A 25,608-nucleotide genomic window follows, 5' to 3' on the forward strand; every position below is an offset into this window, starting at 1 on the left:
CGGAAGCCCCGCGGGCCCCGGCGCCGTCCGGGGACGGATGCCGGGCCCCGCGGGGCCGGGCCGGTCAGAGGGCGAGCCGCTGCCCGGGCACGATCAGATCGGGGTCGCCGCCGATGACGGCCCGGTTGCGCGCGTAGACCTGCTGCCAGGTGGTGCCGTGCCGTTCGGCGATGACGCTGAGGGTGTCGCCCTCGCGGACCGTGTAGTCGCCGCGGGAGGCACCGCGGGAGACGGGTTCCGTCGTGCGCTCGGGGGCCTTCGCGTGCTGCCGCGAGGGGGCGGATCCGGTGGCGGCGGACCGCGGGGACGAGTGCGTCGAGTACGCGGTGCCCGAGGCCGGGTGTCCGGCCGCCCCGGCGTCGGGGGCGGCGGGCGCGGACCCGCCCGCTCCGGCGCGGGAGGAGCAGACCGGCCAGGCGCCCCAGCCCTGCGCCTGCTGGACCTTGGTGGCGACGGCGATCTGGGCCCCCCTGGAGGCCTGGTCGGCGGTCGGGGCGTAGGCGGAGCCGCCGTACGCGCGCCAGGTGCCGGCGGAGAACTGGAGTCCCCCGAAGTAGCCGTTGCCGGTGTTGATGTGCCAGTTCCCGCCGCTCTCGCACTGGGCGATGCGGTCCCACACCGCGCCGTCGGCCGCGGCGGCGTTGCCGGTCGCGGCGAGCAGCCCGAGCGGGGCGAGCAGGGCCGCTCCGGTGAGGACCGCCGAGGTACGGGTCATGCGGGTCTTACGGGCGCTGTCGGCACATTCAGACATGTATTTCCCTCTCCACAAACCCGGGGTCCCCCAAGGCGGAGCACGTCGGCCGCGCAGGTCACGCGGTCGTCGCGCGCCGCCCCGTCCACCGGTGATGGTGCTGCGCGCCGGCTGTGCGGCGCGGCCGGTGGACGTTCCCGGGCGGTGCTCGATGCACACGGCGGAGGAATGTATGGAGGTGGGCCGCCCGTCTTCAACCAACGGCCCGTCATTCCAGGCCAGTTCGCTGTTACCGGCGGTATCGCCTTTTTCCGGCCAACCCTTTCATTCGCTCATTTCAGGATTTTTCGACCACCCCCCTTCGCGGTCTGTGACTCACTTCACGCAACCAACTGACGTGCGGAGCCTGCGAGTTGACATGGAGTGACGCATTCCGCCCCGCCCCTCACCGTGTGCTTCGGATGGTTCGATTCCGTTCGCGTCCGGGCGTGACTCCGGCCACAGATCGCCCGTTGTCATCTTCATGAGCCGGGGACCCCCGCGCTCATGGGCCGGGAGCCACCCGGCACCGTCACGCACCGCATCCCGAGGGAGCCACCCGTGCCGCGCATGCTCGACGTCAGCGACGCCGTACGCGCCGAGATCGGCGACGAAGAAGCCGACCGGCTGCTCGCCGGAGAGAACGCCCCGGGCAGTTACGACTGCACGTCCTGCCGCACCCCGGGCGACTCCGAGCAGGAGCGCACCAGCACCGTCCTGTTCATCGGCGAGGAGACCGCCGTCCTCGCCTTCGCCCATGCCACCTGCCTGCCCTCCCAGGTCGTCCAGGTCACCGAGGAGCAGTTGCAGGGCGCCGTCCGCTCCATCGCCGCCGACACGGGAGGCCTCCAGGGCGCTCCCGAACAGGCGGTGCTGGGCGTCACCAGCGGACTCGTCCTCATCGCCGGAGAGCTGCATCCGGCGCTCGTCGTGGAGCCGACCGCGCCCATCGTGCGGCCCGGCGGCACCGGAATCGGCGACGACTTCCTGCCGCTGCTGATCGAGCAGGGCTTCATGCCGCTCACCCAGATCACCGGGGTGCCGCCCGTGCTGCACGGCTGGTCGGTGCTGCTCGCCGTGGGCCAGCTGCACGCGGTCCTCCAGCCCGGCGGTGGCGGGCAGCAGATCGCCTGGTGGCAGGCGCACCAGCCGCTCCAGGTCACCGACGGCTGGCGGGCGGCGGCCAACAAGCACCAGCAGGTGCTGATGTTCGCGGCCCCCGTGGGCTCGATCGGCCGTCAGCCGCGGGAGGACCTGCTGCGGGACGCCCTGGACAAGGCGGCGGCGAACGGGAAGCTCGTCGCCGCGGCCCTGCCCCTCGCCGGGACCTGAGCCCCGGGCCCGTCCGGCGGGCGCGGGGCCCGGCCGCGGCCCCGCGCGGGTCCTCCGCGCCCGCGGGTGGCTCCTGAACACCCACGGCCCGGGGTGCGCCGCCGCATGCCCGGAGCGGCGCACACTCCGGGGCGGCGGACCCCGGCGAACCGGACGAATCGACCGCATCCCTTGGACGGCGGGGTCGTTGGGACTACGTGCACGCATACGACGTCCCCCGCCGCCAGTCCTATCCGCCGATCCCCTCCGGACGAGTGGCCCAGGACCCCTCGGCCGGCTCCTCGCCCACGCCGATCTTCGACGACCTCTGCGCGGAGTACGTCCGCGCCTTCCGGACCTGCCCGGGCGACCGCAGCGGCGAGGAGGAGCTGGGCTTCGTCCCCTTCTCCGGCTCGCCGCACGACACGGGCTCGTACGGCATCGGGAACTACGGCACCGGGACGTATGCCACCGGGTCCTACGACACAGGGACCTTCGACACGGGCACCTATGACACCGGGTCCTACGACACGGGGACCTACGACACGGGGGCGTACGGCACCCGCCACGGCACCCCTCAGCACGCCACGGGCCAGCTGACCGCCCAGCACGGCCACACGGCCCCGGCGGCCGCCGTCTGGCAGCAGGTGGCGCGGCAGGCCCGGGGGATGCACCCCGTCGCGGCGCTGCCCCCGGCGCCCCGCAGGGGGCTCTGAGCGACCGGCGTGCGACATGCGGGTGGGGCGGGCCTGAATCAGGCCCGCCCCACCCGCGTATCAGCTCTCAGCTCACTTCTTCTTGCCGCGCTTCTCCCGGACCCGGACGGAGATGTGGATGGGCGACCCCTCGAAGCCGAACTCCTCGCGCAGGCGCCGCTCGATGAAGCGGCGGTAGCCCGCCTCGATGAAGCCGGAGGCGAAGAGGACGAACCGCGGGGGCTTGGTGCCCGCCTGCGTGCCGAAGAGGATGCGGGGCTGCTTGCCGCCGCGCACCGGGTGCGGGTGGGCGGCGACCAACTCGCCGAGGAAGGCGTTCAGCCTGCCCGTCGGGACCCGGGTCTCCCAGCCCGCCAGCGCGGCCTCGATCGCCGGGACCAGCTTCTCCATGTGGCGTCCGGTGCGCGCCGAGACGTTCACCCGCGGCGCCCAGGCGACCTGGCCCAGCTCGGTCTCGATCTCCCGCTCCAGGTAGTAGCGGCGCTCCTCGTCCAGGGTGTCCCACTTGTTGTAGGCGAGGACGAGCGCGCGGCCCGCCTCCACCGCCATGGTGACGATGCGCTGGTCCTGGACCGAGATGTTCTCGGAGCCGTCGATCAGCACCACGGCCACCTCGGCCTTCTCGACCGCGGCCGCGGTGCGCAGCGAGGCGTAGTAGTCCGCGCCCTGCTGGAGGTGGACCCGCTTGCGGATACCGGCGGTGTCGACGAACTTCCAGGTCTTGCCACCGAGTTCGATCAGCTCGTCGACCGGGTCGCGGGTGGTGCCGGCCATCTCGTTGACCACCACGCGCTCCTCGCCCGCGACCTTGTTCAGCAGCGAGGACTTGCCGACGTTGGGGCGGCCGATCAGGGCGACACGGCGGGGGCCGCCGACTCCGCCCGCGCCGAAGGTCTGGGCGGGCGCCTCGGGCAGGGCGTCCAGGACCGCGTCCAGCATGTCGCCGGTGCCGCGGCCGTGCAGGGCGGAGACGGGGTGGGGCTCGCCGAGGCCGAGGTTCCACAGGTAGGCCGCATCGGCCTCACCGCTCGGGCCGTCGACCTTGTTGGCGCAGAGCACCACGGGCTTCCCGGCCTTGCGCAGCAGGCGTACGACGGCCTCGTCGGTGTCGGTGGGACCGACCTTGGCGTCGACGACGAAGACCACCGCGTCGGCCGCCTCGATCGCGTACTCCGCCTGGGCGGCCACGGACGCGTCGATGCCGAGCACGTCCTGCTCCCAGCCGCCGGTGTCGACGACCTTGAAGCGGCGGCCCGCCCACTCCGCCTCGTAGGTGACCCGGTCGCGGGTGACGCCGGGCTTGTCCTCCACGACCGCCTCGCGGCGGCCGATGATGCGGTTGACCAGAGTCGACTTGCCGACATTGGGGCGGCCTACGACGGCCAGCACGGGCAGCGGGCCGTGTCCGGCCTCCTCGATGGCGCCCTCGACGTCCTCGAGGTCGAAGCCCTCTTCCGCGGCGAGCTCCATGAACTCCGCGTACTCGACGTCGCCGAGCGCCCCGTGGTCGTACTCGTGCTCTGCCGAGCCCTCGGGCTGGATGTCGTCGTTCATGAAGTCCGTACCTCGTTCATCGTGGTGATCGGTGGGCACCGCACCCGCGGTGATCCACTACTCAAGTGTCGCCTAGCGCCCGGTGAGGCGCCTGGCGTTTTCCAGGTGCTCAGTGAGCCGCTTCTGAATGCGCACGGTCGCCTCGTCCAGCGCCTTGCGCGTGCGCCGCCCGCTGTCGTCGCCCGCCTCGAACGGGTCGCCGAAGACGACGTCGATCCGGCTGCGCAGCGGGGGCAGTGCCTTGATCAGCCGTCCGTGCCGCCCCGCACTGCCCAGCACCGCGACCGGCACGATCGGCGCCCCGCTGCGGACCGCGAAGTAGGCGAGTCCGGCGCGCAGCGAGGTGAAGTCGCCCTCGCCGCGGGTGCCCTCCGGGAAGATACCGAGGACTCCCCCGTTGCCCAGCACGCCCAGTGCCCGGGTGACGGCCGTGCGGTCGGTGGTCGTGCGGTCCACCTTCAGCTGGCCGATCCCGGTCAGGAAGGGGTTCAGCGGGCCGACGAACGCCTCCTTCTTGATCAGGAAGTGCGTCGGCCGGGGTGCCACGCCCATGACCATCGGTCCGTCGACGTTGTGGGAGTGGTTCACCGCGAAGATCACCGGGCCGGTCGCGGGAACCTTCCAGGCGCCGAGGACCCGCGGTCTGAACAGCCCGTACATCAGGGGGACGCCGATGCGGCGCCCCACCTCGGCGGCCCGCTCGGACGGAGCCTCGGTCACTTCGCCGCCCGCTTCTCCTCGACGAGGGTCACGACACACTCGATGACCTGCTGGAGGGTGAGCTCGGTGGTGTCGACCTCCACGGCGTCGTCCGCCTTGGCGAGCGGGGAGGCCTTGCGGCTGGAGTCGGCCGCGTCCCGCTTGATCAGCGCCTCGCGGGTGGCGTGCAGGTCCGCGCCCTTCAGCTCACCGCTGCGGCGGGCGGCCCTGGCCTCCGCGGAGGCGGTGAGGAAGATCTTCAGGTCGGCGTCCGGCAGCACGGTGGTGCCGATGTCCCGGCCCTCGACGACGATGCCGACCGGCGCGGACGCGGCCAGCGAACGCTGCAGCTCGGTGATCCGGGTCCGCACCTCCGGGACCGCGCTGACCGCGCTGACCTTGGAGGTGACCTCCTGGGTGCGGATCGGGCCGGAGACGTCCGTGCCGTCCACGGTGATGGTGGGCGCCGAGGGGTCGGTGCCGGAGACGATCTCCGGCTTGCCCGCCACGGCGGCGATCGCGGTCGGGTCCGTTATGTCGATGCCGTTGCTGACCATCCACCACGTGATCGCCCGGTACTGGGCCCCGGTGTCCAGGTAGCTCAGCCCGAGCTGCGCGGCCACGGCCTTCGAGGTGCTGGACTTGCCCGTGCCGGAGGGGCCGTCGATGGCGACAATCACTGCCGGGGCGGTCCGGGCGGCGCCGTTTTCCACGGTGGGGACACCTTCCTGGTGCGGGGTGGTGGTGTGGGCGGGGCGCGAGGGCGCCCCGCACAAGGTTACTGGCTCCCCGGACCCGGTATGACGGACGGACGGCGGGGGCCGCCCGCCGCGCTACTGGCGGATCGTCCAGCCCCGCTCCCGCAGCGCCGCGCTCAGCGCCGGGGCCGCCTTCTGCTCCACCATCAACTGGACCAGGCCGGCCTGCTGCCCGGTGGCGTGCTCGATCCGGACGTCTTCGATGTTGACCCCCGCCAGGCCCGCGTCCGCGAAGATCCGGGCGAGCTGGCCGGGCTGGTCGGAGATGAGCACGGCGAGCGTCTCGTAGGCCCGCGGGGCGCTGCCGTGCTTGCCGGGCACCCGGGCCTGGCCCGCGTTGCCGCGGCGCAGCACGTCCTCCACGCCCAGGGCGCCCGTGCGCCGCTTCTCCGCGTCGGCGGCCTGGAGGGAGCGCAGGGCCTGCACGGTCTCGTCGAGGTCCCCGGCGAGGTCCGCCAGCAGATCGGCGACCGGGCCGGGGTTCGCCGACAGGATGTCGATCCACATCCGCGGGTCGGAGGCCGCGATCCGGGTCACGTCCCGGATGCCCTGCCCGCACAGCCGTACGGCGGCCTCGTCGGCGTGCTCCAGGCGCGCGGCCACCATGCTGGACACGAGGTGCGGCATGTGGGAGACCAGGGCGACGGCCCGGTCGTGGGCGTCGGCGTCCATGACGACCGGCACGGCACGGCAGTGCGAGACCAGTTCCAGGGCGAGGTTCAGCACCTCGGTGTCGGTGTCCCGGGTCGGGGTGAGCACCCAGGGGCGGCCCTCGAAGAGATCGCCGCTGGCCGCCAGCGGGCCCGACTTCTCGCGGCCCGACATCGGGTGGGTGCCGAGGTAGCGGGCCAGGGCCGCCGGGTCGGCGCCCAGGGCCTCCAGCTCCCGCCGCGGGCCGCCCTTGACGCTGGCCACGTCGAGGTAGCCGCGTCCCAGGCCGCGCCGCATGGCGTCGGCGAGCGTGGCGGCCACATGCGCGGGCGGGGCCGCGACGATCACCAGGTCGACGGGGCCCTCGGGCGCCTCGTCGGTGCCCGCGCCCAGCGCGGCGGCCGTGCGGGCCTGCTCGGGGTCGTGGTCGGCGAGGTGCACGGCGACCCCCCGGGCGGCGAGCGCCAGGGCCGCCGAGGTGCCGATCAGGCCGGTGCCGATGACGAGTGCGGTTCTCACTGGGCGATGTCCTTGCGCAGGGCGGCCGCGGCACCGAGGTAGACATGGGAGATTCCGGCGCGCGGACGGTCGGAGTCCACATGGGCGAGGATGCGCACGACCCGCGGCATCGCGCCCTCGACGTCCAGTTCCTGGGCGCAGATCAGGGGCACGTCGACGATGCCGAGCGCCCGGGCGGCGGCCGCCGGGAAGTCGCTGCGCAGATCGGGCGTCGCGGTGAACCAGATGCTGATCAGGTCGTCCGCGGAGAGGCCATTGCGCTCCAGGACGGCAGTGAGCAGCGCCCCGACCTGCTCCTCCATGTGCCCGGCCGCGTCCCGATCGAGTTGGACGGCGCCCCGGACCGCTCGTACCGGCACGGTGATGCTCCTCGCTGCTGTGCTGATCCTGCTGCCTCTGGTGACCAGCGTAGTCAGCCCCGGCCGCTGCGGTGGCCGCCACCCGCCGGGACCACCCGCCGGGACACGAAGCGGCCGGTCCCCCGCCCAGGGGAACCGGCCGCTTCGACGGGCTGCGGTCCTCCAGCAGGCCCCACCCCGGAGCTCTAGAGCTCGACTTCCTTCATCAGCATGCCGACCTCGGTGTTCGACAGACGGCGCAGCCAGCCCGACTTCTGGTCGCCGAGGGTGATCGGCCCGAAGGCGGTGCGCACCAGCTTGTCGACGGGGAAACCGGCCTCGGCGAGCATCCGGCGCACGATGTGCTTGCGGCCCTCGTGCAGGGTGACCTCGACGAGGTAGTTCTTGCCGGTCTGCTCGACCACCCGGAAGTGGTCGGCGCGCGCGTACCCGTCCTCCAGCTGGATGCCGTCCTTCAGGCGCTTGCCGAGGTCCCGAGGGATCGGGCCGACGATGTGCGCGAGATAGGTCTTGCGGACGCCGTACCGGGGGTGGGTCAGGCGGTGCGCCAGCTCTCCGTGGTTGGTGAGCAGGATGACGCCCTCGGTCTCGGTGTCCAGCCGCCCGACGTGGAAGAGCCGGGTCTCGCGGTTGGTGACGTAGTCCCCGAGGCACTGGCGCCCCTCCGGGTCCTCCATGGTGGAGACGACACCGGCCGGCTTGTTGAGCGAGAAGAACTGGTACGACTGCGTGGCCACGGTCAGTCCGTCGACCCGGATCTCGTCCGTCTCGGGGTCGACCCGCAGGCCCTGCTCAAGCACGATCTCGCCGTTGACCTCGACCCTGGCCTGCTCGATCAGCTCCTCGCAGGCCCGCCGGGAGCCGTAACCGGCACGGGCGAGGACCTTCTGGAGGCGCTCGCCCTCCTGCTCGGCGCCGGGGAAGGTCTTGGGCAGCTTGATGTCCTTCTTGCCCGCGTACCGGTCACGGTTGCGCTCCTCGGAGCGCGCGTCGTACTCCCGGGAGCGCGCGGGCGCCGTGCGTCCGCCGCTGCGCTGCTGGGACTGCTTGGGGCCGCCCTTGGCGCCACCGCGCGCGGAGCCGCCGCGCCCGGACTTGGGGCCGTCCGGGGAGGCGCCGGGGCCCACGTCGTAGCGGCGCTCCTCCGGGCGGGGCTTCTTGGGGCGCCCCTGGCCCTGCCTCTCGTCCCTGTTGTTGCCGGCACCGCGGGAGTTGCCGCGTCCGTCGTTCCTGCCGCTGCCGCTGCTTCGCATCAAAATTCCGTGTGATCGTCGGGTGCGTCCGGAGCATCGGGAGCGTCCGGGTCGAACGACAAGGTGCCCTCCTGGGTCTCGGCCTCGATCGCCTCCGCCTCCGGGAGGAAGGGCGCGAGCTCCGGAAGCTCGTCCAGGCCGCGCAGGCCCATCCGCTCCAGAAAGTAGTTCGTCGTCCTGTACAGGATCGCACCTGTTTCGGGTTCCGTGCCCGCCTCCTCGACCAGACCGCGTTGGAGGAGGGTGCGCATCACGCCGTCGCAGTTCACCCCGCGGACCGCGGAGACCCTGCTGCGGCTGACCGGCTGACGGTAGGCGACCACCGCCAGGGTCTCCAGGGCGGCCTGGGTGAGCCGGGCCTGCTGGCCGTCGAGAACGAAGCGCTCCACGGCGGGCGCGTACCCGGCCCGGGTGTAGAAACGCCAGCCGCCCGCCACGAAGCGCAGCTCGAATCCGCGTCCCTGCACGGTGTACTCGTCGGCCAGCTCCCGCAGCGCGTCGGCGATCTGCCGCCGGGGCCGCTCCAGGATCTTCGCCAGGTGCTCCTCGGTGGCGGGCTCGTCCACCACCATGAGGACGGCCTCCAGGGCGGGCTTCAGATCGAGTCCGGCCACCGTGCTCGCACCGGCCGGGATCTCCACGGTGTCCTCACTCACGCCTTCACTTCCTCCTCGGGCTGCTCGGGCCCCCGGTCGAACTCGTCCGTGACCACGGGTGCCTCGCCGCCGTCCCCGCCGGTCCAGCGCACCAGCAGCTCCCCGAGCGCGGTCTCCTGCTCCAGTGCCACGGCCTTCTCCCGGTACAGCTCCAGCAGCGCGAGGAAGCGGGCGACCACCGTGAGGGTGTCCTCGGTGTCCGCCACCAGGGCGCGGAAGGGGGCCTCCCCCAGCTCCCGGAGGCGGGCCACCACGATCCGGGCCTGCTCCTGCACGCTGACCAGCGGGGCGTGGATGTGGTCGACGTACACCTGCGGCTTGGGCCGGGGCTGCATCGCCTTGACGGCGAGCCGGGCGAACCCCTCGGCGCCGATGCCGAGCACGACTTCGGGCAGCAGCTCGGCGTGCTCGGGTTCGAGGCCCACGGTGCGGGGGTAGCGCCGGTCCTCGTCCTCGGTACGCCGCTGGAAGATCTCGGCGATCTGCTTGTACGCGCGGTACTGGAGGAGCCGTGCGAAGAGCAGGTCCCGGGCTTCGAGCAGCGCGAGGTCCGCCTCGTCCTCGACCTCGGCGGCGGGGAGCAGCCGGGCCGCCTTGAGGTCGAGCAGGGTGGCGGCGACGACCAGGAACTCGGTCGTCTGGTCCAGGTCCCAGTCCGGTCCCATGGCCCGGATGTGCGCCATGAACTCGTCGGTCACCCTGGACAGGGCGACCTCGGTGACATCGAGTTTGTGCCGGGAGATCAGCTGGAGGAGGAGGTCGAAGGGGCCTTCGAAGTTGACCAGCCGCACGGTGAAGACACCGTCACCGGGCTGCACCCGATCCTCCGGACCGTCGGAGGGCCCGGTCCCGGCCTCCAGGGAGGGCGCGGCGGCCACCGCGGGCTCCAGGGGCTCGGTGCCCTGCCCGGGGGCCTCCCGGTCCGCGGCGGGAGCAGGGGCTTCTTGCGGGGTGTCGTGGCCCGGCGGCACGGCGGTCGCGAGGGCGGCCTCCGGGAGGGGGTCGGCCGGTGCGGGCGTGGCGCGCGCGGAGGGCTCCTGGCCGGGTTCGGGCCCGGTGGCGACGGCGGGGCGCGAGGGGGCGGTCCCGTGGGCGGGCGCCACGGTGCCCGGCCCGCGTCCCAGAGCACGCCGACGGCCACCGGAACCTGGCGGACCGGAAGCGGGGGCGGAGCCGTCGTACGAGGTCATAGCCGTCGCAGGCTACCTGCTTACCGCCCCCGGAGCCGACGTACGAGAATGCTCGCGTCCCCGCGGGACTCCAGGTCGGCCAGCACCACGGCGACCGCCTCGCGCACGATCCGCCCGCGGTCCACCGCGAGCCCGTGCTCGCCCCGCAGTACGAGCCGGGCGTGCTCCAGGTCCATCAGTTCCTCGGCGGAGACATAGACGGTGATCTTCTCGTCGTGCCGTTCCCGTCCGCTGGGCATCCGCCGTCCGGACGCGCGTCCCCGCTTGCGCGGCTGGGCCGCGGCGGCACCGGGGCCCTCCGGCGCGGGCTGCCGCCGCGCGGGCCGCTCGGCGCCCAGGGAGCGCGTCCGCGACTGACCGGCCTCCGCCTCGGCGGTGTCCGCCGCCACATGTTCGTCGCCCTCGCCGTCGCCGCCCCGCACGGGCACCGACGGCGGCGCGTCCTCCCCCGCGGCCGTCGCGTCGCTCTCACCCGCGGGAGCGGGCACCCGGGCCTCGCCGTTGGCCTGGCGCCTGGGGGCGGACGCCTGGAGCCCCATTCCCCCGGTGGTACGGAACAGTTCGTCGGCCCCCGGCAGACTCACTCGGCGTGACACCGGGCGAGCACCTCCCTGGCGAGCTGGCGGTAGGCGGCGGCACCGACGGAGTTGGAGGCGTAGGTGGTGATGGGCTCACCGGCGACCGTGGTCTCCGGGAAGCGCACGGTCCGGCCGATCACCGTGTGGTACACGTGGTCGTCGAACGCCTCGACGACCCGGGCCAGGACCTCGCGGCTGTGCACGGTCCGCGAGTCGTACATCGTGGCGAGGATGCCGTCGAGTTCCAGGTCGGGGTTGAGCCGCTCCTGCACCTTCTCGATGGTCTCGGTGAGGAGTGCGACACCGCGCAGCGCGAAGAACTCGCACTCGAGCGGCACGATCACCTTGTGCGCGGCGGTGAGCGCGTTGACGGTGAGCAGGCCGAGCGAGGGCTGACAGTCGATCACGATGTAGTCGTAGTCGGCCATCAGGGGCTTCAGGGCCCGCTGGAGCGTCGACTCGCGCGCGACCTCCGACACCAGCTGGACCTCGGCCGCCGACAGGTCGATGTTGCTCGGCAGCAGGTCCATGTTGGGGACCGCGGTCTTCAGCAGGACCTCGTCCGCGGACATGCCCCGCTCCATGAGCAGGTTGTAGACGGTGAGGTCGAGTTCCATGGGGTTGACGCCGAGGCCCACGGAGAGCGCGCCCTGCGGGTCGAAGTCGACGAGCAGCACCCGGCGTCCGTACTCCGCGAGCGCGGCACCCAGGTTGATGGTCGACGTGGTCTTGCCGACGCCGCCCTTCTGGTTGCACATCGCGATGATCTTCGCCGGACCGTGGTCGGTCAGCGGGCCGGGGATCGGGAAGTACGGCAGCGGACGGCCGGTGGGGCCGATGCGCTCGCGGCGCTGGCGGGCCGCGTCGGGCGCGAGCGTGGCCGCGTACTCGGGATCGGGCTCGTACTCGGCGTCGGGGTCGTAGAAGTGCCCTTCGGGCAGTTCGTCGTAGTCGGCGAAGTTGTTGTGGACCTCGCCGCTCGGGCCGCCGGCCATGGCGTTCACGTGTGGGCCATCCATGCTCTGGTGTGCTGTCGGAGCCAGGTGGGGGGGCTGGCTCTGGTGGGCTGAGAAGGTACGGACAGCGACGGAGCCGACAGCCTCGAGCCCCGTGGGGCCCGCGCCCCGCGCAGGCATCCCTGGTTGACCACCCCCGGGAGTAAATGTCGACTCATTCACAAGTCGTCTTACCTCCTTGGTGACCAGGAAACTTCTAGATAGGTCAGCGTGGCACCATGCCGACGGTTGGCGACTCTATGGCGTGTCAGCGGTCCGCAGCAACACAATCCGCCGGACCCGGCACGATGTGTCGGCAATGAAACATCCCGCTGTCAAGGGTGTCCGGGCACCGTTCGCCAGGTTTCACCGGTGTGCGAAACGGTAGAAGAGTTGCGTTCGAGGCGAGTTGAACGAGTGTCGCAAAGTGACCATACACACATCCGGCCGGACCTTGTCGGGCAAGGTCCGGCCGATTGCGATGTGTTGACGACGTGAGTTGACCGATCGCCTTGGAACGCCGGGTATTCGAACCCGGTCGTGCCGCGCTCAGTCGAGCAGCGAGGCCAGCTCCACGTGCTCCAGGCCGTGCGACTCGGCGACCTCCTTGTAAACGACCTTGCCGTCATGGGTGTTGAGGCCCTTGGCCAGCGCGGCGTCGCGGCGCAGCGCGTCGACCCAGCCGCGGTTGGCCAGCTCCACGATGTAGGGCAGCGTCGCGTTGGTCAGCGCGTAGGTGGAGGTGTTGGGCACGGCGCCGGGCATGTTGGCGACGCAGTAGAAGACCGACTCGTGGACCCGGAAGGTCGGCTCGGCGTGCGTGGTCGGACGGGAGTCCTCGAAGCAGCCGCCCTGGTCGATCGCGATGTCGACAAGGACACTTCCCGCCTTCATCCGGGAGACCAGCTCGTTGGTGACCAGCTTCGGCGCCTTGGCCCCCGGGATCAGGACGGCACCCACGACGAGGTCCGCGTCGAGGCAGGCCTTCTCCAGCTCGAAGGTGTTGGAGACGACGGTCTGGATCTTCGTACCGAAGATCTTGTCCGCCTCCTTGAGCTTGTTGATGTCCCTGTCGAGCAGGGTGACGTGGAAGCCCAGGCCGATGGCGATCTGCGCGGCGTTCCAGCCGGAGACGCCACCGCCGATGATCACGGCCTTGCCGGCCGGGACGCCGGGGACGCCGCCGGGGAGGACACCGCGGCCGCCGTTGGCGGCCATCAGGTGGTAGGCGCCGACCTGCGGGGCCAGCCGGCCCGCGACTTCGGACATCGGGGCGAGCAGCGGCAGGGCGCGGTTCGGCAGCTCGACGGTCTCGTAGGCGATGGCCGTGGTGCCGGAGGCGAGCAGCGCGTCCGTGCACTCCCTGGAGGCGGCCAGGTGCAGATAGGTGAAGAGGATCTGGTCCTTGCGGAGGCGGTGGTACTCCTCCGCGATGGGCTCCTTGACCTTCAGCAGCAGGTCGGCGGCGGCCCAGACCTCGTCGGCGGTCTCCAGGATCTGCGCACCGGCGGTGATGTACTCGTCGTCCGGGATCGAGGAGCCGACTCCGGCATTCCGCTCGACGACCACCTGGTGGCCGTGGCGCACCAGCTCGTGCACACCGGCGGGGGTGATGGCCACCCGGAACTCGTTGTTCTTGACCTCGCGGGGGATGCCGACCTTCACGTCGATCACGGTCCTTGGCTCAGGGGATGTGGGGGTTTTGCTGGAGATTCCCCGGCGTACGAGGGCACAGCCGGAGACACCGCAGGAGAACGTGCGGTAGAGCCAGTCTAATGAAGGCGTTGCCGCTGTCTAGCCTTTCATTACATCAATCTTCAGCAGAAGCACTGCGGATTTCGCAGGTACCCGTGGCATGTGTCGGCACCGTCGTGTCCTCCTGTCCCTCATCCCCCAGGATGCGCTTGGCCGCAGCGCGGTGCAGGTGGGCCGCCGCGGGGTCGCCGAGCCGCTCCAGGGTGTCGGCCAGCCGGATCCGCAGCGCCCCCAGCAGCCGCGCGTCCTCGGCGCGCAGCGCCCACTCGACCGCTTCCTGGCAGGTGCGCAGCGACTCCTCGGGCCGCCCGGCGTACTCCTGGACCCGGGCCAGCTCGCTCAGCGCCCGGGCGTGGGCCGCCACATCCCCGCTCCTGCGGTGGGCCGCGATCGCCGCCCGCCAGTTGCGCTGGGCCTCCCCGTAGCGGCCCGCATAGGTGTGGACGGCAGCGATCCGGCCGTAGAGCCGGGCCGCGTCGGTGCGCTCGTCGCGGGCGAGCCGCTGGGCGAGCGCCCTGCCGTACCAGTCGGCGGCCCGGTCGTAGTCGCCCAGCTCCTGGTGCGCGCCGCCCACGGATTCCATCGCGCGGCCGGTCGCATACGGGTCGTTCGCCTCCCGCCCCGCGTCCAGTGCGGCCCGGTAGCGGGCCAGCGCCTGCGCCGTACGGCCGGTCTGCGCGTCCAGGTCGGCGAGGTTCAGCAGGGCGGCGGTCTTCTCGCGGTGCAGTCCACGGCGCTCGGCGACATCGAGGACGAGCCGGTGGATGCCGTACAGCTCGGGCGCCGCCGCCTGGGTGCCGAAGTGCGCGACCATGGCCCTGACCAGGGCGGCCATCAGCCGCCGGGCCAGGGTGTCCAGCTCGCCGTCGGCGACCGCGAGCCGGGCGGCGCCCAGCAGCGCGGGCTGCCTCAGCCGCAGCCACTCCTCGGCGGCCGCGGGGGTGGCGAAGCGCAGAACCCGGGGCAGCACGGCGAGCTTCTGGCGGGCTTCCGGACTGTCGGTCTCGGTGATCGCGCGGCAGGACTGGAGCAGCCGCACGATCCGCTCCAGCATGCGGGCGCGGGACAGCTGGAGCTCGGCCGGGCGCTCCTCGGCGGCGGCCAGCGCCGTCAGCAGCGGTTGCAGACAGCCGGGGACCTCGTACTCCGGAAGGGGCGAGGCCACCCGGTGCAGAAAGCCCAGGGCGGTGAGGTCGTCCAGGAGGCCGTGGGCGGACTCCACCGAGCAGCCGGCCAGCGCGGAGGCGGTGTGCGGGTCGACGAGACCGGCGGGGGCGAGGGAGAGCAGCCGCAGCATCCGCTGTGCGGGACCGGGCAGCGCCGCGCAGGACAGCCGGAAGGCGCGGGCCGTCGGTGTTCCCTCGTCGGGCGCGGTGTGCAGCTGCCGGGCGAGATCGGCGACGGCGGCCTTGGGGTGGGCGGCGAGCCAGCCCCCGGCCAGAACCAGCGCGGCGGGCTGGCCCGCGCACTCCTCCACGAGCCGTTCGGCGGCGCTGGGGTCGACGGTGATCCGTACCGCGCCGGTGTACCGGTTGAGCAGGTCGAGGGCCGACTTGGTGTCCAGACCGCCCAGGGTGCACGGGCGGACGTCGGCGATCCCGGTCAGCGGTCCCGCGGAGACCGCGACGACCAGGCACTCCGGGGTGTCCGGGAGCAGCGCGTCGACCTGCTCGGCCGCCACCGCGTCGTCCAGCAGGAGCAGCACCCGGCGGTCGGTGAGGGCGTCGCGCACCTGCTGGCCGAGTTCGTCCTCGGCGGCGCCCGCCGGGGTGGGCAGGCCGAGGCCGGTGAGCAGGGCGCGGGCGGTGCGCTCGGTCGGCACCGGGGTGCCGTCGGGTTCGCTGAGGCGGGCGCGGAGGACACCGTCGCGGTAACGGTGGGCGATCTGGCGGACCAGTTCCTCGGCGAGGGCGGTACGTCCGGAGCCGGGGCGTCCCGCGATGAGGAGCACCCGGGCGCGCGGGGCCTTGCGGCCGGAGAGCGTGTCGAGGCCCGCGCGTTCGATGTCGAGCCGGAGTTCTTTCAACTCCCTTGTGCGCCCGAGGAACTGACTTTCCGTGGTGGAGGGGCGCCGGGCGTCCGCAGACCGCCCGTCGCCGCCGGCCGTCACCGCCTGATCCGTCACGGGCCACGCTCCCGTCCCACTGCGCACACCGGCCCGCCGGGTAATGGGGCGGGTCGTCCCCCAGAGCCTAGTTCACGCTCTGCGACGATCCCGGCCGAGCATGGCGCAGGGGTCCCCCGATCGGATCAGGCGATGGTACGACCGGACAGACGGGCCGTCAGGACTCGAACGGCCGGGCGGGCCACGGGGCCCCGGCGGGCCGGAGGGCGTCCAGGCCCTCGCCGCCGCGCGCGGCCACCAGGGAGAGGACACCGACGACGAGGCAGGTGTTGTGGAGGTCACCGGCCAGTACCCCGCGGACCAGCTCGGCCAGGGGGATCCGGGCCAGCTCCATGTCGGCCTCCTCGTCCTCGACCTCGAAGCGCCGGCCGTCGGCCTCGGACAGATCGCGGGCCAGGAAGATCCGTACGGCCTCGTCGCTGCCGCCCGGCGAGGTGTAGACGTCGGTCAGCACCCGCCAGTCCTCAGCCTTGACGTGCGCCTCCTCGTACAGCTCGCGCTGGGCGGCGTGCAGCGGGTTCTCCCCGGGGATGTCCAGCAGACCGGCCGGGACCTCCCAGAGCTTGTGGCGCACGGGGTGGCGGTACTGCTTGAGCACCAGCACCCGGTCCTGCTCGTCGAGGGCGACGACGGCCACCGAGCCCGGGTGGACCTGGTAGTCGCGGCGGGCCACCGCACCGTTCGGCATGACCACGTCGTCGGCGCGGACGGAGGTCTTCTTGCCGGTGAACGGGGTCTCGGTCGCCCTGATCTCCCACTCCTCGGGAGTGTCCTTGATCGTCATGTCGCCCTGTTCCTCCCACACCGTGCACGAAAACCGGGGTACGCCTCCCGAAGGACGCGCACCCCGGCCACCGTACAGCTCCTCGGCTACTTGCCGTCCGCCCCGGCGGAGGTGCCCCGCTGCCGCTCCACGGCGGCCTTCACCAGCCCCGCGAACAGCGGGTGCGGGCGGGTCGGGCGGGAGCGCAGCTCGGGGTGGGCCTGCGTCGCCACCAGGTAGGGGTGCACCTCGCGCGGGTACTCGACGTACTCCACGAGCTTGCCGTCCGGCGAGGTGCCGGAGAACACGATGCCGGCCTTCTTCTCCAGCTCGGCCCGGTAGGCGTTGTTCACCTCGTAGCGGTGGCGGTGTCGCTCCTCCACGTACTCCTTGCCGTCGTACGCCTCGCGCACGAGCGAGCCCTCGGCCAGCTTGGCCGGGTACATGCCCAGGCGCATGGTGCCGCCCATGTCGCCCTCGCCCGCGACGATGTCCAGCTGCTCGGCCATGGTCGAGATCACCGGGTGGGCGGTGGCCGAGTCGAACTCGGTGGAGTTCGCGTCCGGGATGTCGGCCAGGTTGCGCGCGGCCTCGACCACGATGCACTGGAGGCCGAGGCAGAGACCGAGCAGCGGAATCCGGTTCTCACGGGCGTAGCGGATGGCGCCGACCTTGCCGAGCACACCGCGGTCGCCGAAGCCGCCGGGGATGCAGATGCCGTCCACGTCGGCGAGCTGCGCCTTGGCACCGGCCGGGGTCTTGCAGTCGTCGGAGGTGACCCACTTGATCTTCACGCGCGCCTTGTGGGCGAAGCCGCCGGCCCGCAGCGCCTCGGTCACCGACAGATAGGCGTCGGGCAGGTCGATGTACTTGCCGACCAGGGCGAGGGTGATCTCGTCCGTGGGGTTGTGGACGCGGTCGAGCAGGTCGTCCCAGGTCGTCCAGTCCACGTCGCGGAAGGGGAGGTCCAGCTTGCGGACGACATAGGCGTCCAGGCCCTCGGTGTGGACGACCTTCGGGATGTCGTAGATCGAACGGGCGTCCGGGCAGGCGACCACGGCGGCCTCGTCGACGTCGCACATCAGCGAGATCTTGCGCTTGATGGCGGTCGGCACCTCGCGGTCGCAGCGGAGCACGATCGCGTCCGGCTGGATACCGATGTTGCGCAGCGCGGCGACCGAGTGCTGGGTGGGCTTGGTCTTCAGCTCGCCGGAGGGGCCGATGTAGGGCAGCAGCGAGATGTGCACCACGAAGACGTTGTCGCGGCCGACCTCGTGGCGGACCTGGCGGACGGTCTCCAGGAACGGCAGCGACTCGATGTCGCCCACGGTGCCGCCGACCTCGGTGATCACGACGTCCACCTCGTCGGTGGCCATGCGGCGGATGCGGTGCTTGATCTCGTTGGTGATGTGCGGGATGACCTGGACCGTGTCGCCCAGGTACTCGCCGCGCCGCTCCTTGGCGATCACCGTCGAGTAGACCTGGCCCGTGGTGACATTGGCGGAGCCGTCGAGGTCGCGGTCGAGGAAGCGCTCGTAGTGGCCGATGTCCAGGTCGGTCTCGGCGCCGTCGTTGGTGACGAACACCTCACCGTGCTGGAAGGGGTTCATCGTGCCCGGGTCGACGTTCAGGTACGGGTCGAGCTTCTGCATCACGACGCGCAGACCACGCGCCTTGAGCAGCATGCCCAGGCTGGAGGCCGTCAGGCCCTTGCCGAGCGAAGAGGCGACACCCCCGGTGACGAAGATGTGCTTGGTCGTCGTGGCTGTGCTGTTTCGGAAAGCAGCGGGCGGCATGGCCAAGAGGGGGCTCCCGTGGTCGCGGTATCTGGTGCGGTGCGGCTCGCCCGGTAGGGATCTTCCGGCGGTGCCGTCGCTGCGGTTCGGGGGTTTCGTGCCCACCGGTCCACGGGCTACCAGCGTATCAGCGCCCGGAGGGGGCTGCTTCCGGCCACGCTCCGCGCATGGCTCACCACGGACCCGACGCGGCCGTTGTCGCCTCACTCGTTCGGAGCCGTACCGTAGGCCGGACAGACACGCGCACCCTCCACGTGCGTCGTATCCTGCTCGGACGATCGCTGCCGAGCACTCCCGGCAAACGGCACCACCCCCGGCCGTCACCGGAACTACAACAGCTCGTCAGTTCGTTGAACACCGGCTGCTTCGTTTTCGAACAGGTCGGTGGACAACGTCTTTCTCACCGACCCCATGACCGCAAAGAGCGAGCGCCCCTTGAGGGGCGTCGTGGCCGTTCGACTGGAGTTGCATTGGCCGGGCGCATCGAAGACTACGCACTCATTGGAGACATGCAGACCGCGGCGCTGGTCTGCCGGGACGGCACCGTGGACTGGCTGTGCCTGCCCCGATTCGACTCCCATGCCGTCTTCGCGGGACTGCTCGGTACCGAGGAACACGGCTTCTGGCGGCTCGGCCCGGCGCACGCGGCGGACATCGAGCCCCCGGCGGCCACCCGGCGCTCCTACCGCGGTGAGTCCCTGATCCTGGACTCCGAGTGGGACACCCCGCGCGGCACGGTCCGGGTGACCGACTTCATGCCGCCGCGTGACGGCGCGCCCCAGCTGATCAGGATCGTGGAGGGCGTCACGGGCCGGGTGCCGATGCGCTCGGCGCTGCGGATGCGTTTCTCCTACGGTCGCGTGGTCCCCTGGGTGCACAAGCACGAGGGCCGCACGGTGGCCGTCGCCGGACCCGACTCGGTGTGGTTCGACACACAGGCCGAGACCTACGGCAAGGGCCTGACGACCTACGCGGACTTCACGGTGGGCCCGGGCGAGCGGATCGCGTTCACCATCTCCTGGCAGCCCTCGCACCGGGAGCCGCCGTCGCTGCCCGAGCCCGAGCAGTCCCTGGAGGCGACCGAGGACTTCTGGCGCGACTGGGTGGAGCACTGTACGTACCACGGCCCCTACCGCGAGGCCGTGGTCCGCTCCCTGATCACGCTCAAGGCCCTCACCTACGCCCCGACCGGCGGCATCGTGGCCGCGCCCACGACCTCGCTGCCCGAGGAGATCGGCGGCGTCCGCAACTGGGACTACCGCTACACCTGGCTGCGCGACGCCGCGATCACCCTCTCCTCGCTGCTGCGCACCGGCTACCGCGAGGAGGCGCGCGCCTGGCGCGAATGGCTGCTGCGCGCCGTGGCGGGCGACCCCGAGAACCTCCAGATCATGTACGGCATCGCGGGCGAACGGGAACTCGGCGAGGCCGAGTTGGACTGGCTCCCCGGCTACGAGAACTCCGCGCCGGTGCGCGTCGGCAACGGAGCCGCACACCAGTTGCAGCTGGATGTGTACGGAGAGGTCACCGAGGCCCTGCACCTGGCCCATATGACGGGCCTGGCCCGCAATGACTACGCCTCCCTGCTCCAGCTCAAGCTGATCCGCTATCTGGAGCAGCACTGGGACGAGCCCGACGAGGGCATCTGGGAGGTGCGCGGCCCGCGCCGCCACTTCGTGCACTCCAAGGTCATGGCCTGGGTGGCGGTGGACCGCACCATCAAGCTGATCGAGTCCGGTGACGCGGACGGTCCGCTGGAGGAGTGGCGCGAGCTGCGCGACGACATCCACCGGGACGTGTGCGAGAAGGGCTACGACAAGGAGCGCAACACCTTCACCCAGTCCTACGGCTCCCGGGAGCTGGACGCCTCTCTGCTGCTGATCCCGCAGATGGGCTTTCTGCCGCCGGACGACAAGCGGGTGATCGGCACGATCGAGGCGATCCAGCGCGAGCTGTCCACGCCCGACGGCTTCATCCTGCGCTATCCGACCTCGGGCGAGGACGAGGGCGTGGACGGGCTGCCGGGCGACGAGGGCGCGTTCCTGGCCTGCTCGTTCTGGCTCGCCGACGACCTGGCGATGATCGGCCGGGTCGACGAGGCCCGCAAGCTCTTCGAGAAGCTGCTCGCGCTGCGCAACGACCTCGGTCTGCTCGCCGAGGAGTGGGACCCGCGGCTCAAGCGCCAGGTCGGCAACTTCCCGCAGGCCTTCAGCCATGTCCCGCTGATCGACACGGCCCTGCGGCTGACGGCCTCGGGGGCGTACGGGGGCTGACGGTCTCGGGGGCGTGGGGCTGCGCCCGGCCCGTACGGCAGCGGTCGGCGCCCGCGGCGGCTGACGGCCTCGGCGCGTACGAGGGCGTACGAGGGCGTGCGGGGCGGGCGCGTGGGGCGCGTGATGGCGGATGCGCGCGTCGGGTGCGTGGGGCGCGCGGTGGGGGCTGCGGCGCGCTTCGGGCGAAAGCCGCAGGCCCGCGTGCGCCGGGCGAACAGGACTGGCGCGCCCTGTCCGCCTAGGCTGAAAGGCAGTTCTGTCCCCTGCGGGAAGGGGCCCGGCCGCCATGGCTCCCCTTTCGAAGGCCGGTGCGGCGCTCGCCGCGCTCCGCGCACAGCTGGAGGGCGAGGTCGTCGCTCCCGGCGACCCCGGCTACGACGAGGCCCGGACCGTCTTCAACGCGATGATCGACCGCCACCCCGCCGTGATCGCGCAGTGCGCGGGCGAGGTCGACGTCATCCGGGCGGTGCGCTTCGCCCGGGACCTGGACCTGAAGATCGCGGTCCGCGGCGGCGGCCACAGCGTCGCGGGGATGGCGGTCAACGACAACGGCCTGGTGGTGGACCTGCGCCGGATGCGCCGGGTCACGGTCCACCCCGGTCCGGGCACCGCCTGGGTGCGGGTGGAGGGCGGTGCCCTGATGAGCCAGCTGGACCGGGCCACCCAGCCGTACGGCCTGGCCACCACCGGTGGCCGGGTCTCCACCACCGGCGTCGGCGGCTTCGTACTCGGCGGCGGCACCGGCTGGCTGGACCGGGCCTTCGGGCTCGCCGCCGACAATCTGCTCGGCGTGGAGCTGGTCACCGCGGACGGCACCCCCGTACGCGCGAGCGCCGACGAGAACCCCGAGCTGTTCTGGGCGCTGCACGGCGGCGGCGGCAACTACGGTGTGGCCACGGCCCTGACGCTGAGACTGCACGAGCTGCCCGAGTTCTCGATCGCCCTGCTGCTCTTCCCGCCCGAGCGCGGCCCGGACGTGGTCAGGACCTACCGCGACCTCCTCGCCGACGGCCCCCCGCAGGCAGGCGGCGCCGTGCTGTACCTGACCGGGCCGCCCGCGCCCTTCGTCCCCGGACACCTGGTGGGCACGCTGCTGTGCGCGGCGCTGGTCACCTTCCTGGGCGGCGAGGAGGAGCTGCGCAAGCTCGCCCGGCCGCTGCTGGCGCTGCCGCACGCGTCCGAGATGGTCGCCGCGCTGCCGTACGCCGAGGTGCAGTGCCTGCTGGACGCCCCGCCCGGGCTGCGCAACCGCTGGTCGGTCGAGTATGTGCGTGCCCTTCCCGGTGAGCTGGTCGACGCCTTCTGCGCGCTGGCCCCCGCGATGCCCGCCGCGCCGGGCTGCCAGCAGGCGCTGTTCCCGCAGGGCGGCGCGATCGCCGCCGGACCGGCGGAGTACCCGGTGCCCTACCGGGACGCGGCCTGGGCCGTGCACCCCTTCGGGCTCTGGGCGGACCCGGCGGACGACGAACGGGCCCTTGGCTGGGTGCGGGACCTGCGCGCGGCCGCCCGGCCCTGGAGCACGGGGGCGGTCTATCTCAACTTCATCGGGGACGAGGGCAGGGACCGGGTGGTGGCCGGATTCGGTGCCGAGCATCTCAACCGGCTGGCGCGGGTCAAACGCCAGTACGACCCGGACAATGTCTTCCGCTACAACCACAACATCCGGCCCGCCTGAGCGACGGACCCCCTGCCCGGCGGGGTCCCCGGTGCGCCGGGGGCGTCCGCGCAGGTAGCGTCGCCGCATGGACAGCCGTTTCGACCCCCAGGGCTCCCCGGAAACCGGGATCACCGTGCAGCGGGCGCTGGAGCTGCCCGGGCTGCGCAGCGGACTGCCGGAGGTGCTCGCCTGCGCCGACCGGCTGCACCGCACGGTGCGCTGGGTGCACGCCGGGGAGGTCCCGAACATCGCCTCGCTGCTGAAGGGCGGCGAACTGCTGCTGACCACGGGCTACGGCCTCGGCACCCGCCCCGCCGACCAGCGCGCCTTCGTCCGCACCCTGGCCGAACGCGGCATCGCGGCCCTGGTGGTCGAACTGGGCCCGCGCTTCTCCCGGCTGCCCGCGGCCCTGGTGGAGACGGCCCGCACGGCGGGGCTGCCGCTGGTCCAGCTGCACCGCGAGGTGCCCTTCGTGGCGGTCACCGAGGAGATCCACACCGAGATCGTCAACGGGCACTACGCGCTGCTCCAGCGGGCCGAGGAGGTGCACCGCCGGTGCACCGGGGCGCTGCTCGGCGGGGGCGGGGTGCCGCAGGTCCTGGAGATCCTGGCCGGTTTCGGCGGCAACCCGGTGTTCCTGGAGACCGCCGACGGACGGCTGCTCTACGCCGCCGGGGCCGGGCCGGGCGACACCGATCCGCTCCAGGTGTGGGAGGGCCTGCGCGGCCAGCACCAGGACGCGCCCCCGGCGGGCACCACCATCGTGGAGGTGCCGGGCGGCGGCCCGGGCACCGGCTCGGTACGGGCCCGGCTGGTGCTGCTGCCGGTCACGGCACCGGTGGCGCCGGTGCACCGGATCGCCGCCGAGCGTGCCGCGGCCGTGCTCGCGGTGGTGCTGATGCAGGCCCGCCAGGAGGAGGAGCTGGCGGCGCGGGGGCGCGGCGACTTCCTCAGTGATCTCGCCGAGGGCCGGATCACCGCCGAGGACGCGCCCGCGCAGGCCCGGGTGCTCGGTTTCAAGCCGGGCGGCGGGCCGCTGCTGCCGGTGGTGATGCGGCTGGCGGACGGTCCCGCACCGGGCGGCGGAGGCTGGGCGGTGCTGGCCCGCGCGGTCGCGGAGGAGCTGGGGTCGGTGGGGGTGCCGGTGCTGCTCGGGGTGCGGCCGGTGGAGGGCCGGGTGCCGCTGCTGCTGGGGCTGCGCGCGGAGTCGGAGCGGGCCGGGGTCGCCGACCGGGTGGCCGCAGCACTGCGGGCGGGGGTGGAGCGGGCCGGGATGCAGCGGCCGGGCGCCCGGCCGCCGGTCGTGGTGGTCGGGGTGGCGGCGGGCGGCTGGGCGGCGGCGTCGACCGGACTGCGGCACGCGGCGGAGACCGCGACGGCCGCCCAGGGGCTGCCGGAGCGGCCCTGGCACGACGCCCGGCGCCTCGACATCGACCTGCTGCTGTGGCGGCTGCGGGACCATCCGGACCTGGCGGCGTTCGTAGACCGTGCGATCGGTGCGCTGCGCGACCACGACCACCGCTCCAGGCCGCCGCTGCTGCCCACCCTGGAAACGTATCTGGCGCACGCGGGCCGCAAGGCGGAGACCGCCCGTGAACTGCATCTGAACCGGCAGACCCTCTACAACCGGCTGGCCCGGATCGGGGAGCTGCTGGGCACGGACCTCGACGACCCGGAGACGGTCCTGACCCTCAGCCTCGCCCTGCGGGCCCGCCGCCACGCACCCCAGCAGTAGGGCTCACGGGTAGGGCCGGAGCTGCGTCAACTCGTCGTAGACGCTGAGCACCTGGGCCACAGTCTCGTCCTCGGTGGGCCAGGTCGCGGCCTGCCGGGCGCCCTGCTCCCGCAGCAGCGCGCGCCGCTCCGGGTCGTCCAGGAGCCCTACGACGGTGGTGGCGAGCGTCTCGGCGTCACCGTACGGGACGAGTTCGGCGGCGTCGCCGACGAGTTCGCGGGTGCCGCCGACGGCGGTGGCGACCAGCGGCACCCCCGCCCGCAGTGCCTCCTGGGCGAGAAGCGAGCGGGACTCCCAGCTGCTGGGCAGCAGTGCCAGATCGGCGGCGGAGAGCAGTTCGGCCACGTCCTCGCGCCGCCCGAGGAGCCGCACCGGCAGCCCCTCGTCCTCGATGCGCCGCTGGAGGACCGTCCGCCGGGGCCCCTCCCCCGCGACGGCGACCAGGGGTACCGGGTCCAGCCGCCGCCAGACGCGGGCGGCGTCGAGCAGCACGTCATAGCCGCGGTAGCGCTCCAGCGAGCCGACCGCCATCAGCAAGGGGCGCCCGGTGGCGCCGAGTTCCGCCCGGGTCTTGGAGCGCAGCCGGTCGGGGTCGTCGTGGTCGGGGGCCGTGCGCGGGAGCGGCAGGGCGACAGCGGCGAGCCGGACGTCGCGGGCACCCCGGCGGCGGGCCCGGTCGACCAGGTCGGAGGAGGTGCCGAGGACCACCGACGCGGCCCGGGCCACCCGGCGTTCCAGCAGGCGCCTCAACTGGGCGCGCGCGCCGTCCACATGCGCCCGCGTGTGCCAGGTGACCACAAAGGGAATGCGCCGTCCGCCGAGCGCGAGCGCGGTGCGCAGTCCCGCGTGCAACCCATGGGCGTGCACCAGGTCCGCGTCGGCGCAGACGGCGCGGAGCGCGGCCAGGGCGGCGGGCTCGGTGCTGCGGTCCACGGGGACGTGCTGGGCGCCGACGCCGGTGAACTCGTGGTTGCGCTCGGCCTCAAGGGGGGCGCACACGGTGACCCGCACGCCCCTGGCGACCAGTCCGGCGGCCAGGGACCGCACATGCGCACTGCTGCCCGCGCTGCCCCCGCCGAGCACCTGCACGGTGCGCAGCGGCGTCCGGCCGTGCGCTGAGTGGCTGCTCGCGAGGCTCACGTGCCGGGCTCCTGGTTCGGCGTCGGGCGGTCACGAAGAAACGTACAGAAGGATCACGCGACGGGGGCGGACCGCGCGAAGTGCTCCGCGGATGACTCAAGCATGCCAGGGAGCAGGGGTGGTGCGGCACCGGCGGAGTGCCCCCAGGGGGGCGGGCGGAGCGTCCGGCGGCGCTCCCGCTCACTCCCCCGAGTGATCACGGACGGGGGGCGCGCCGGGGTGACACCGCGACGGCACCACGGAAGGGCACCGGAACGCGGGCGCGGGACGGCGCCGAGGAAGGACGCCGGGACAACGGCGCGGACGGCCCCGCGGAAAGGCGCCGGGACGACCCGGCGAAGGGCCGGGACGACGGCGCGGGACGGCACCACGGAAAGGCGCCGGAACGACGGCGC

The 25,608-nt window shown here is 72.8% G+C and carries 21 protein-coding genes; 5 read left to right on the plus strand and 16 right to left on the minus strand.

Features of this window, described 5'->3' with window-relative positions:
• Positions 1–64: 64 nt before the first annotated feature.
• Positions 65–751 carry a transglycosylase family protein gene (locus tag ACIHAA_RS12570; RefSeq protein ID WP_399816060.1) on the minus strand — a complete coding sequence of 229 codons (687 nt, stop codon included), beginning with the start codon at positions 749–751 and terminating at the stop codon, positions 65–67.
• Between the two features lie 540 nt (positions 752–1,291).
• Here ACIHAA_RS12570 and ACIHAA_RS12575 point away from each other — a divergent pair.
• Positions 1,292–2,062, plus strand: coding sequence for a hypothetical protein (locus ACIHAA_RS12575; RefSeq protein WP_399816061.1), 771 nt, complete (start codon positions 1,292–1,294; stop codon positions 2,060–2,062).
• Between the two features lie 197 nt (positions 2,063–2,259).
• Positions 2,260–2,757: a hypothetical protein gene (locus tag ACIHAA_RS12580; protein WP_399816063.1), complete on the plus strand. Its 498-nt coding sequence runs from the start codon at positions 2,260–2,262 to the stop codon at positions 2,755–2,757.
• A gap of 72 nt (positions 2,758–2,829) precedes the next feature.
• Here ACIHAA_RS12580 and der read toward each other — a convergent pair whose 3' ends face one another.
• From der to ACIHAA_RS12650, 14 genes are all read right to left on the minus strand, one after another.
• Entirely contained in the window at positions 2,830–4,311 is a 1,482-nt protein-coding gene (gene der / locus ACIHAA_RS12585) for a ribosome biogenesis GTPase Der (protein WP_399816065.1), read from the minus strand.
• Positions 4,312–4,383: 72 nt separating this feature from the next.
• Complete coding sequence (locus tag ACIHAA_RS12590; RefSeq protein WP_399816067.1) at positions 4,384–5,031, minus strand: lysophospholipid acyltransferase family protein; 648 nt, start codon at positions 5,029–5,031, stop codon at positions 4,384–4,386.
• Positions 5,028–5,723, minus strand: a complete 696-nt coding sequence (cmk, locus tag ACIHAA_RS12595; protein ID WP_399816069.1) for a (d)CMP kinase — start codon at positions 5,721–5,723, stop codon at positions 5,028–5,030. The genes ACIHAA_RS12590 and cmk overlap by 4 nt, the downstream gene beginning before the upstream one ends.
• A gap of 120 nt (positions 5,724–5,843) precedes the next feature.
• On the minus strand, positions 5,844–6,938 hold the full coding sequence (locus ACIHAA_RS12600; protein ID WP_399816071.1) for a prephenate dehydrogenase: 1,095 nt from the start codon (positions 6,936–6,938) through the stop codon (positions 5,844–5,846).
• On the minus strand, positions 6,935–7,297 hold the full coding sequence (gene aroH / locus ACIHAA_RS12605; RefSeq protein ID WP_399816073.1) for a chorismate mutase: 363 nt from the start codon (positions 7,295–7,297) through the stop codon (positions 6,935–6,937). Before aroH ends, ACIHAA_RS12600 begins: the two co-directional genes overlap by 4 nt.
• A 185-nt stretch (positions 7,298–7,482) precedes the next feature.
• The gene (locus tag ACIHAA_RS12610; protein ID WP_399816074.1) at positions 7,483–8,550 is read right to left on the minus strand and encodes a pseudouridine synthase; all 1,068 of its coding nucleotides are present in this window, start codon (positions 8,548–8,550) and stop codon (positions 7,483–7,485) included.
• Complete coding sequence (gene scpB / locus ACIHAA_RS12615) at positions 8,550–9,206, minus strand: SMC-Scp complex subunit ScpB (RefSeq protein WP_399816076.1); 657 nt, start codon at positions 9,204–9,206, stop codon at positions 8,550–8,552. The genes ACIHAA_RS12610 and scpB overlap by 1 nt, the downstream gene beginning before the upstream one ends.
• The gene (locus ACIHAA_RS12620; protein WP_399816078.1) at positions 9,203–10,396 is read right to left on the minus strand and encodes a segregation/condensation protein A; all 1,194 of its coding nucleotides are present in this window, start codon (positions 10,394–10,396) and stop codon (positions 9,203–9,205) included. Before ACIHAA_RS12620 ends, scpB begins: the two co-directional genes overlap by 4 nt.
• 20 nt (positions 10,397–10,416) lie before the next feature.
• The gene (locus ACIHAA_RS12625) at positions 10,417–10,992 is read right to left on the minus strand and encodes a hypothetical protein (protein ID WP_399816079.1); all 576 of its coding nucleotides are present in this window, start codon (positions 10,990–10,992) and stop codon (positions 10,417–10,419) included.
• Positions 10,977–12,110: a ParA family protein gene (locus tag ACIHAA_RS12630; RefSeq protein ID WP_399816081.1), complete on the minus strand. Its 1,134-nt coding sequence runs from the start codon at positions 12,108–12,110 to the stop codon at positions 10,977–10,979. Before ACIHAA_RS12630 ends, ACIHAA_RS12625 begins: the two co-directional genes overlap by 16 nt.
• A 408-nt stretch (positions 12,111–12,518) precedes the next feature.
• Positions 12,519–13,634 carry an alanine dehydrogenase gene (ald, locus tag ACIHAA_RS12635; protein ID WP_399816146.1) on the minus strand — a complete coding sequence of 372 codons (1,116 nt, stop codon included), beginning with the start codon at positions 13,632–13,634 and terminating at the stop codon, positions 12,519–12,521.
• Positions 13,635–13,779: 145 nt separating this feature from the next.
• Entirely contained in the window at positions 13,780–15,849 is a 2,070-nt protein-coding gene (locus ACIHAA_RS12640; protein ID WP_399816083.1) for a tetratricopeptide repeat protein, read from the minus strand.
• Positions 15,850–16,006: 157 nt separating this feature from the next.
• Positions 16,007–16,633, minus strand: a complete 627-nt coding sequence (locus ACIHAA_RS12645) for an NUDIX domain-containing protein (RefSeq protein WP_399816084.1) — start codon at positions 16,631–16,633, stop codon at positions 16,007–16,009.
• Positions 16,634–16,719: 86 nt separating this feature from the next.
• Entirely contained in the window at positions 16,720–18,408 is a 1,689-nt protein-coding gene (locus ACIHAA_RS12650; protein ID WP_399816085.1) for a CTP synthase, read from the minus strand.
• Between the two features lie 470 nt (positions 18,409–18,878).
• Here ACIHAA_RS12650 and ACIHAA_RS12655 point away from each other — a divergent pair, with 470 nt between their 5' ends.
• The 3 genes from ACIHAA_RS12655 (at position 18,879) to ACIHAA_RS12665 (ending at position 24,073) form a co-directional block, all read left to right on the plus strand.
• On the plus strand, positions 18,879–20,681 hold the full coding sequence (locus ACIHAA_RS12655; RefSeq protein WP_399816087.1) for a glycoside hydrolase family 15 protein: 1,803 nt from the start codon (positions 18,879–18,881) through the stop codon (positions 20,679–20,681).
• Between the two features lie 286 nt (positions 20,682–20,967).
• Positions 20,968–22,356, plus strand: a complete 1,389-nt coding sequence (locus ACIHAA_RS12660) for an FAD-binding oxidoreductase (RefSeq protein WP_399816089.1) — start codon at positions 20,968–20,970, stop codon at positions 22,354–22,356.
• Between the two features lie 67 nt (positions 22,357–22,423).
• Complete coding sequence (locus ACIHAA_RS12665; RefSeq protein ID WP_399816091.1) at positions 22,424–24,073, plus strand: PucR family transcriptional regulator; 1,650 nt, start codon at positions 22,424–22,426, stop codon at positions 24,071–24,073.
• Positions 24,074–24,076: 3 nt separating this feature from the next.
• Here the strand turns inward: ACIHAA_RS12665 and ACIHAA_RS12670 are convergent, their stop codons facing one another.
• Positions 24,077–25,213: a glycosyltransferase family 4 protein gene (locus ACIHAA_RS12670; RefSeq protein WP_399816092.1), complete on the minus strand. Its 1,137-nt coding sequence runs from the start codon at positions 25,211–25,213 to the stop codon at positions 24,077–24,079.
• Positions 25,214–25,608: the final 395 nt, after the last annotated feature.

The organism is Streptomyces sp. NPDC052040 (assembly GCF_044548405.1).
Classification (GTDB): domain Bacteria; phylum Actinomycetota; class Actinomycetes; order Streptomycetales; family Streptomycetaceae; genus Streptomyces.

Excerpts from the sequence above, each read along its gene's own strand:
- ACIHAA_RS12570 (WP_399816060.1), bottom strand. The coding sequence starts at position 751 with ATGTCTGAATGTGCCGACAGCGCCCGTAAGACCCGCATGACCCGTACC.
- der (WP_399816065.1), bottom strand. The coding sequence starts at position 4,311 with ATGAACGACGACATCCAGCCCGAGGGCTCGGCAGAGCACGAGTACGAC.
- ACIHAA_RS12610 (WP_399816074.1), bottom strand. The coding sequence starts at position 8,550 with ATGCGAAGCAGCGGCAGCGGCAGGAACGACGGACGCGGCAACTCCCGC.
- ACIHAA_RS12620 (WP_399816078.1), bottom strand. The coding sequence starts at position 10,396 with ATGACCTCGTACGACGGCTCCGCCCCCGCTTCCGGTCCGCCAGGTTCC.
- ACIHAA_RS12630 (WP_399816081.1), bottom strand. The coding sequence starts at position 12,110 with ATGCCTGCGCGGGGCGCGGGCCCCACGGGGCTCGAGGCTGTCGGCTCC.
- ACIHAA_RS12645 (WP_399816084.1), bottom strand. The coding sequence starts at position 16,633 with ATGACGATCAAGGACACTCCCGAGGAGTGGGAGATCAGGGCGACCGAG.
- ACIHAA_RS12650 (WP_399816085.1), bottom strand. The coding sequence starts at position 18,408 with ATGCCGCCCGCTGCTTTCCGAAACAGCACAGCCACGACGACCAAGCAC.
- ACIHAA_RS12660 (WP_399816089.1), top strand. The coding sequence starts at position 20,968 with ATGGCTCCCCTTTCGAAGGCCGGTGCGGCGCTCGCCGCGCTCCGCGCA.
- ACIHAA_RS12665 (WP_399816091.1), top strand. The coding sequence starts at position 22,424 with ATGGACAGCCGTTTCGACCCCCAGGGCTCCCCGGAAACCGGGATCACC.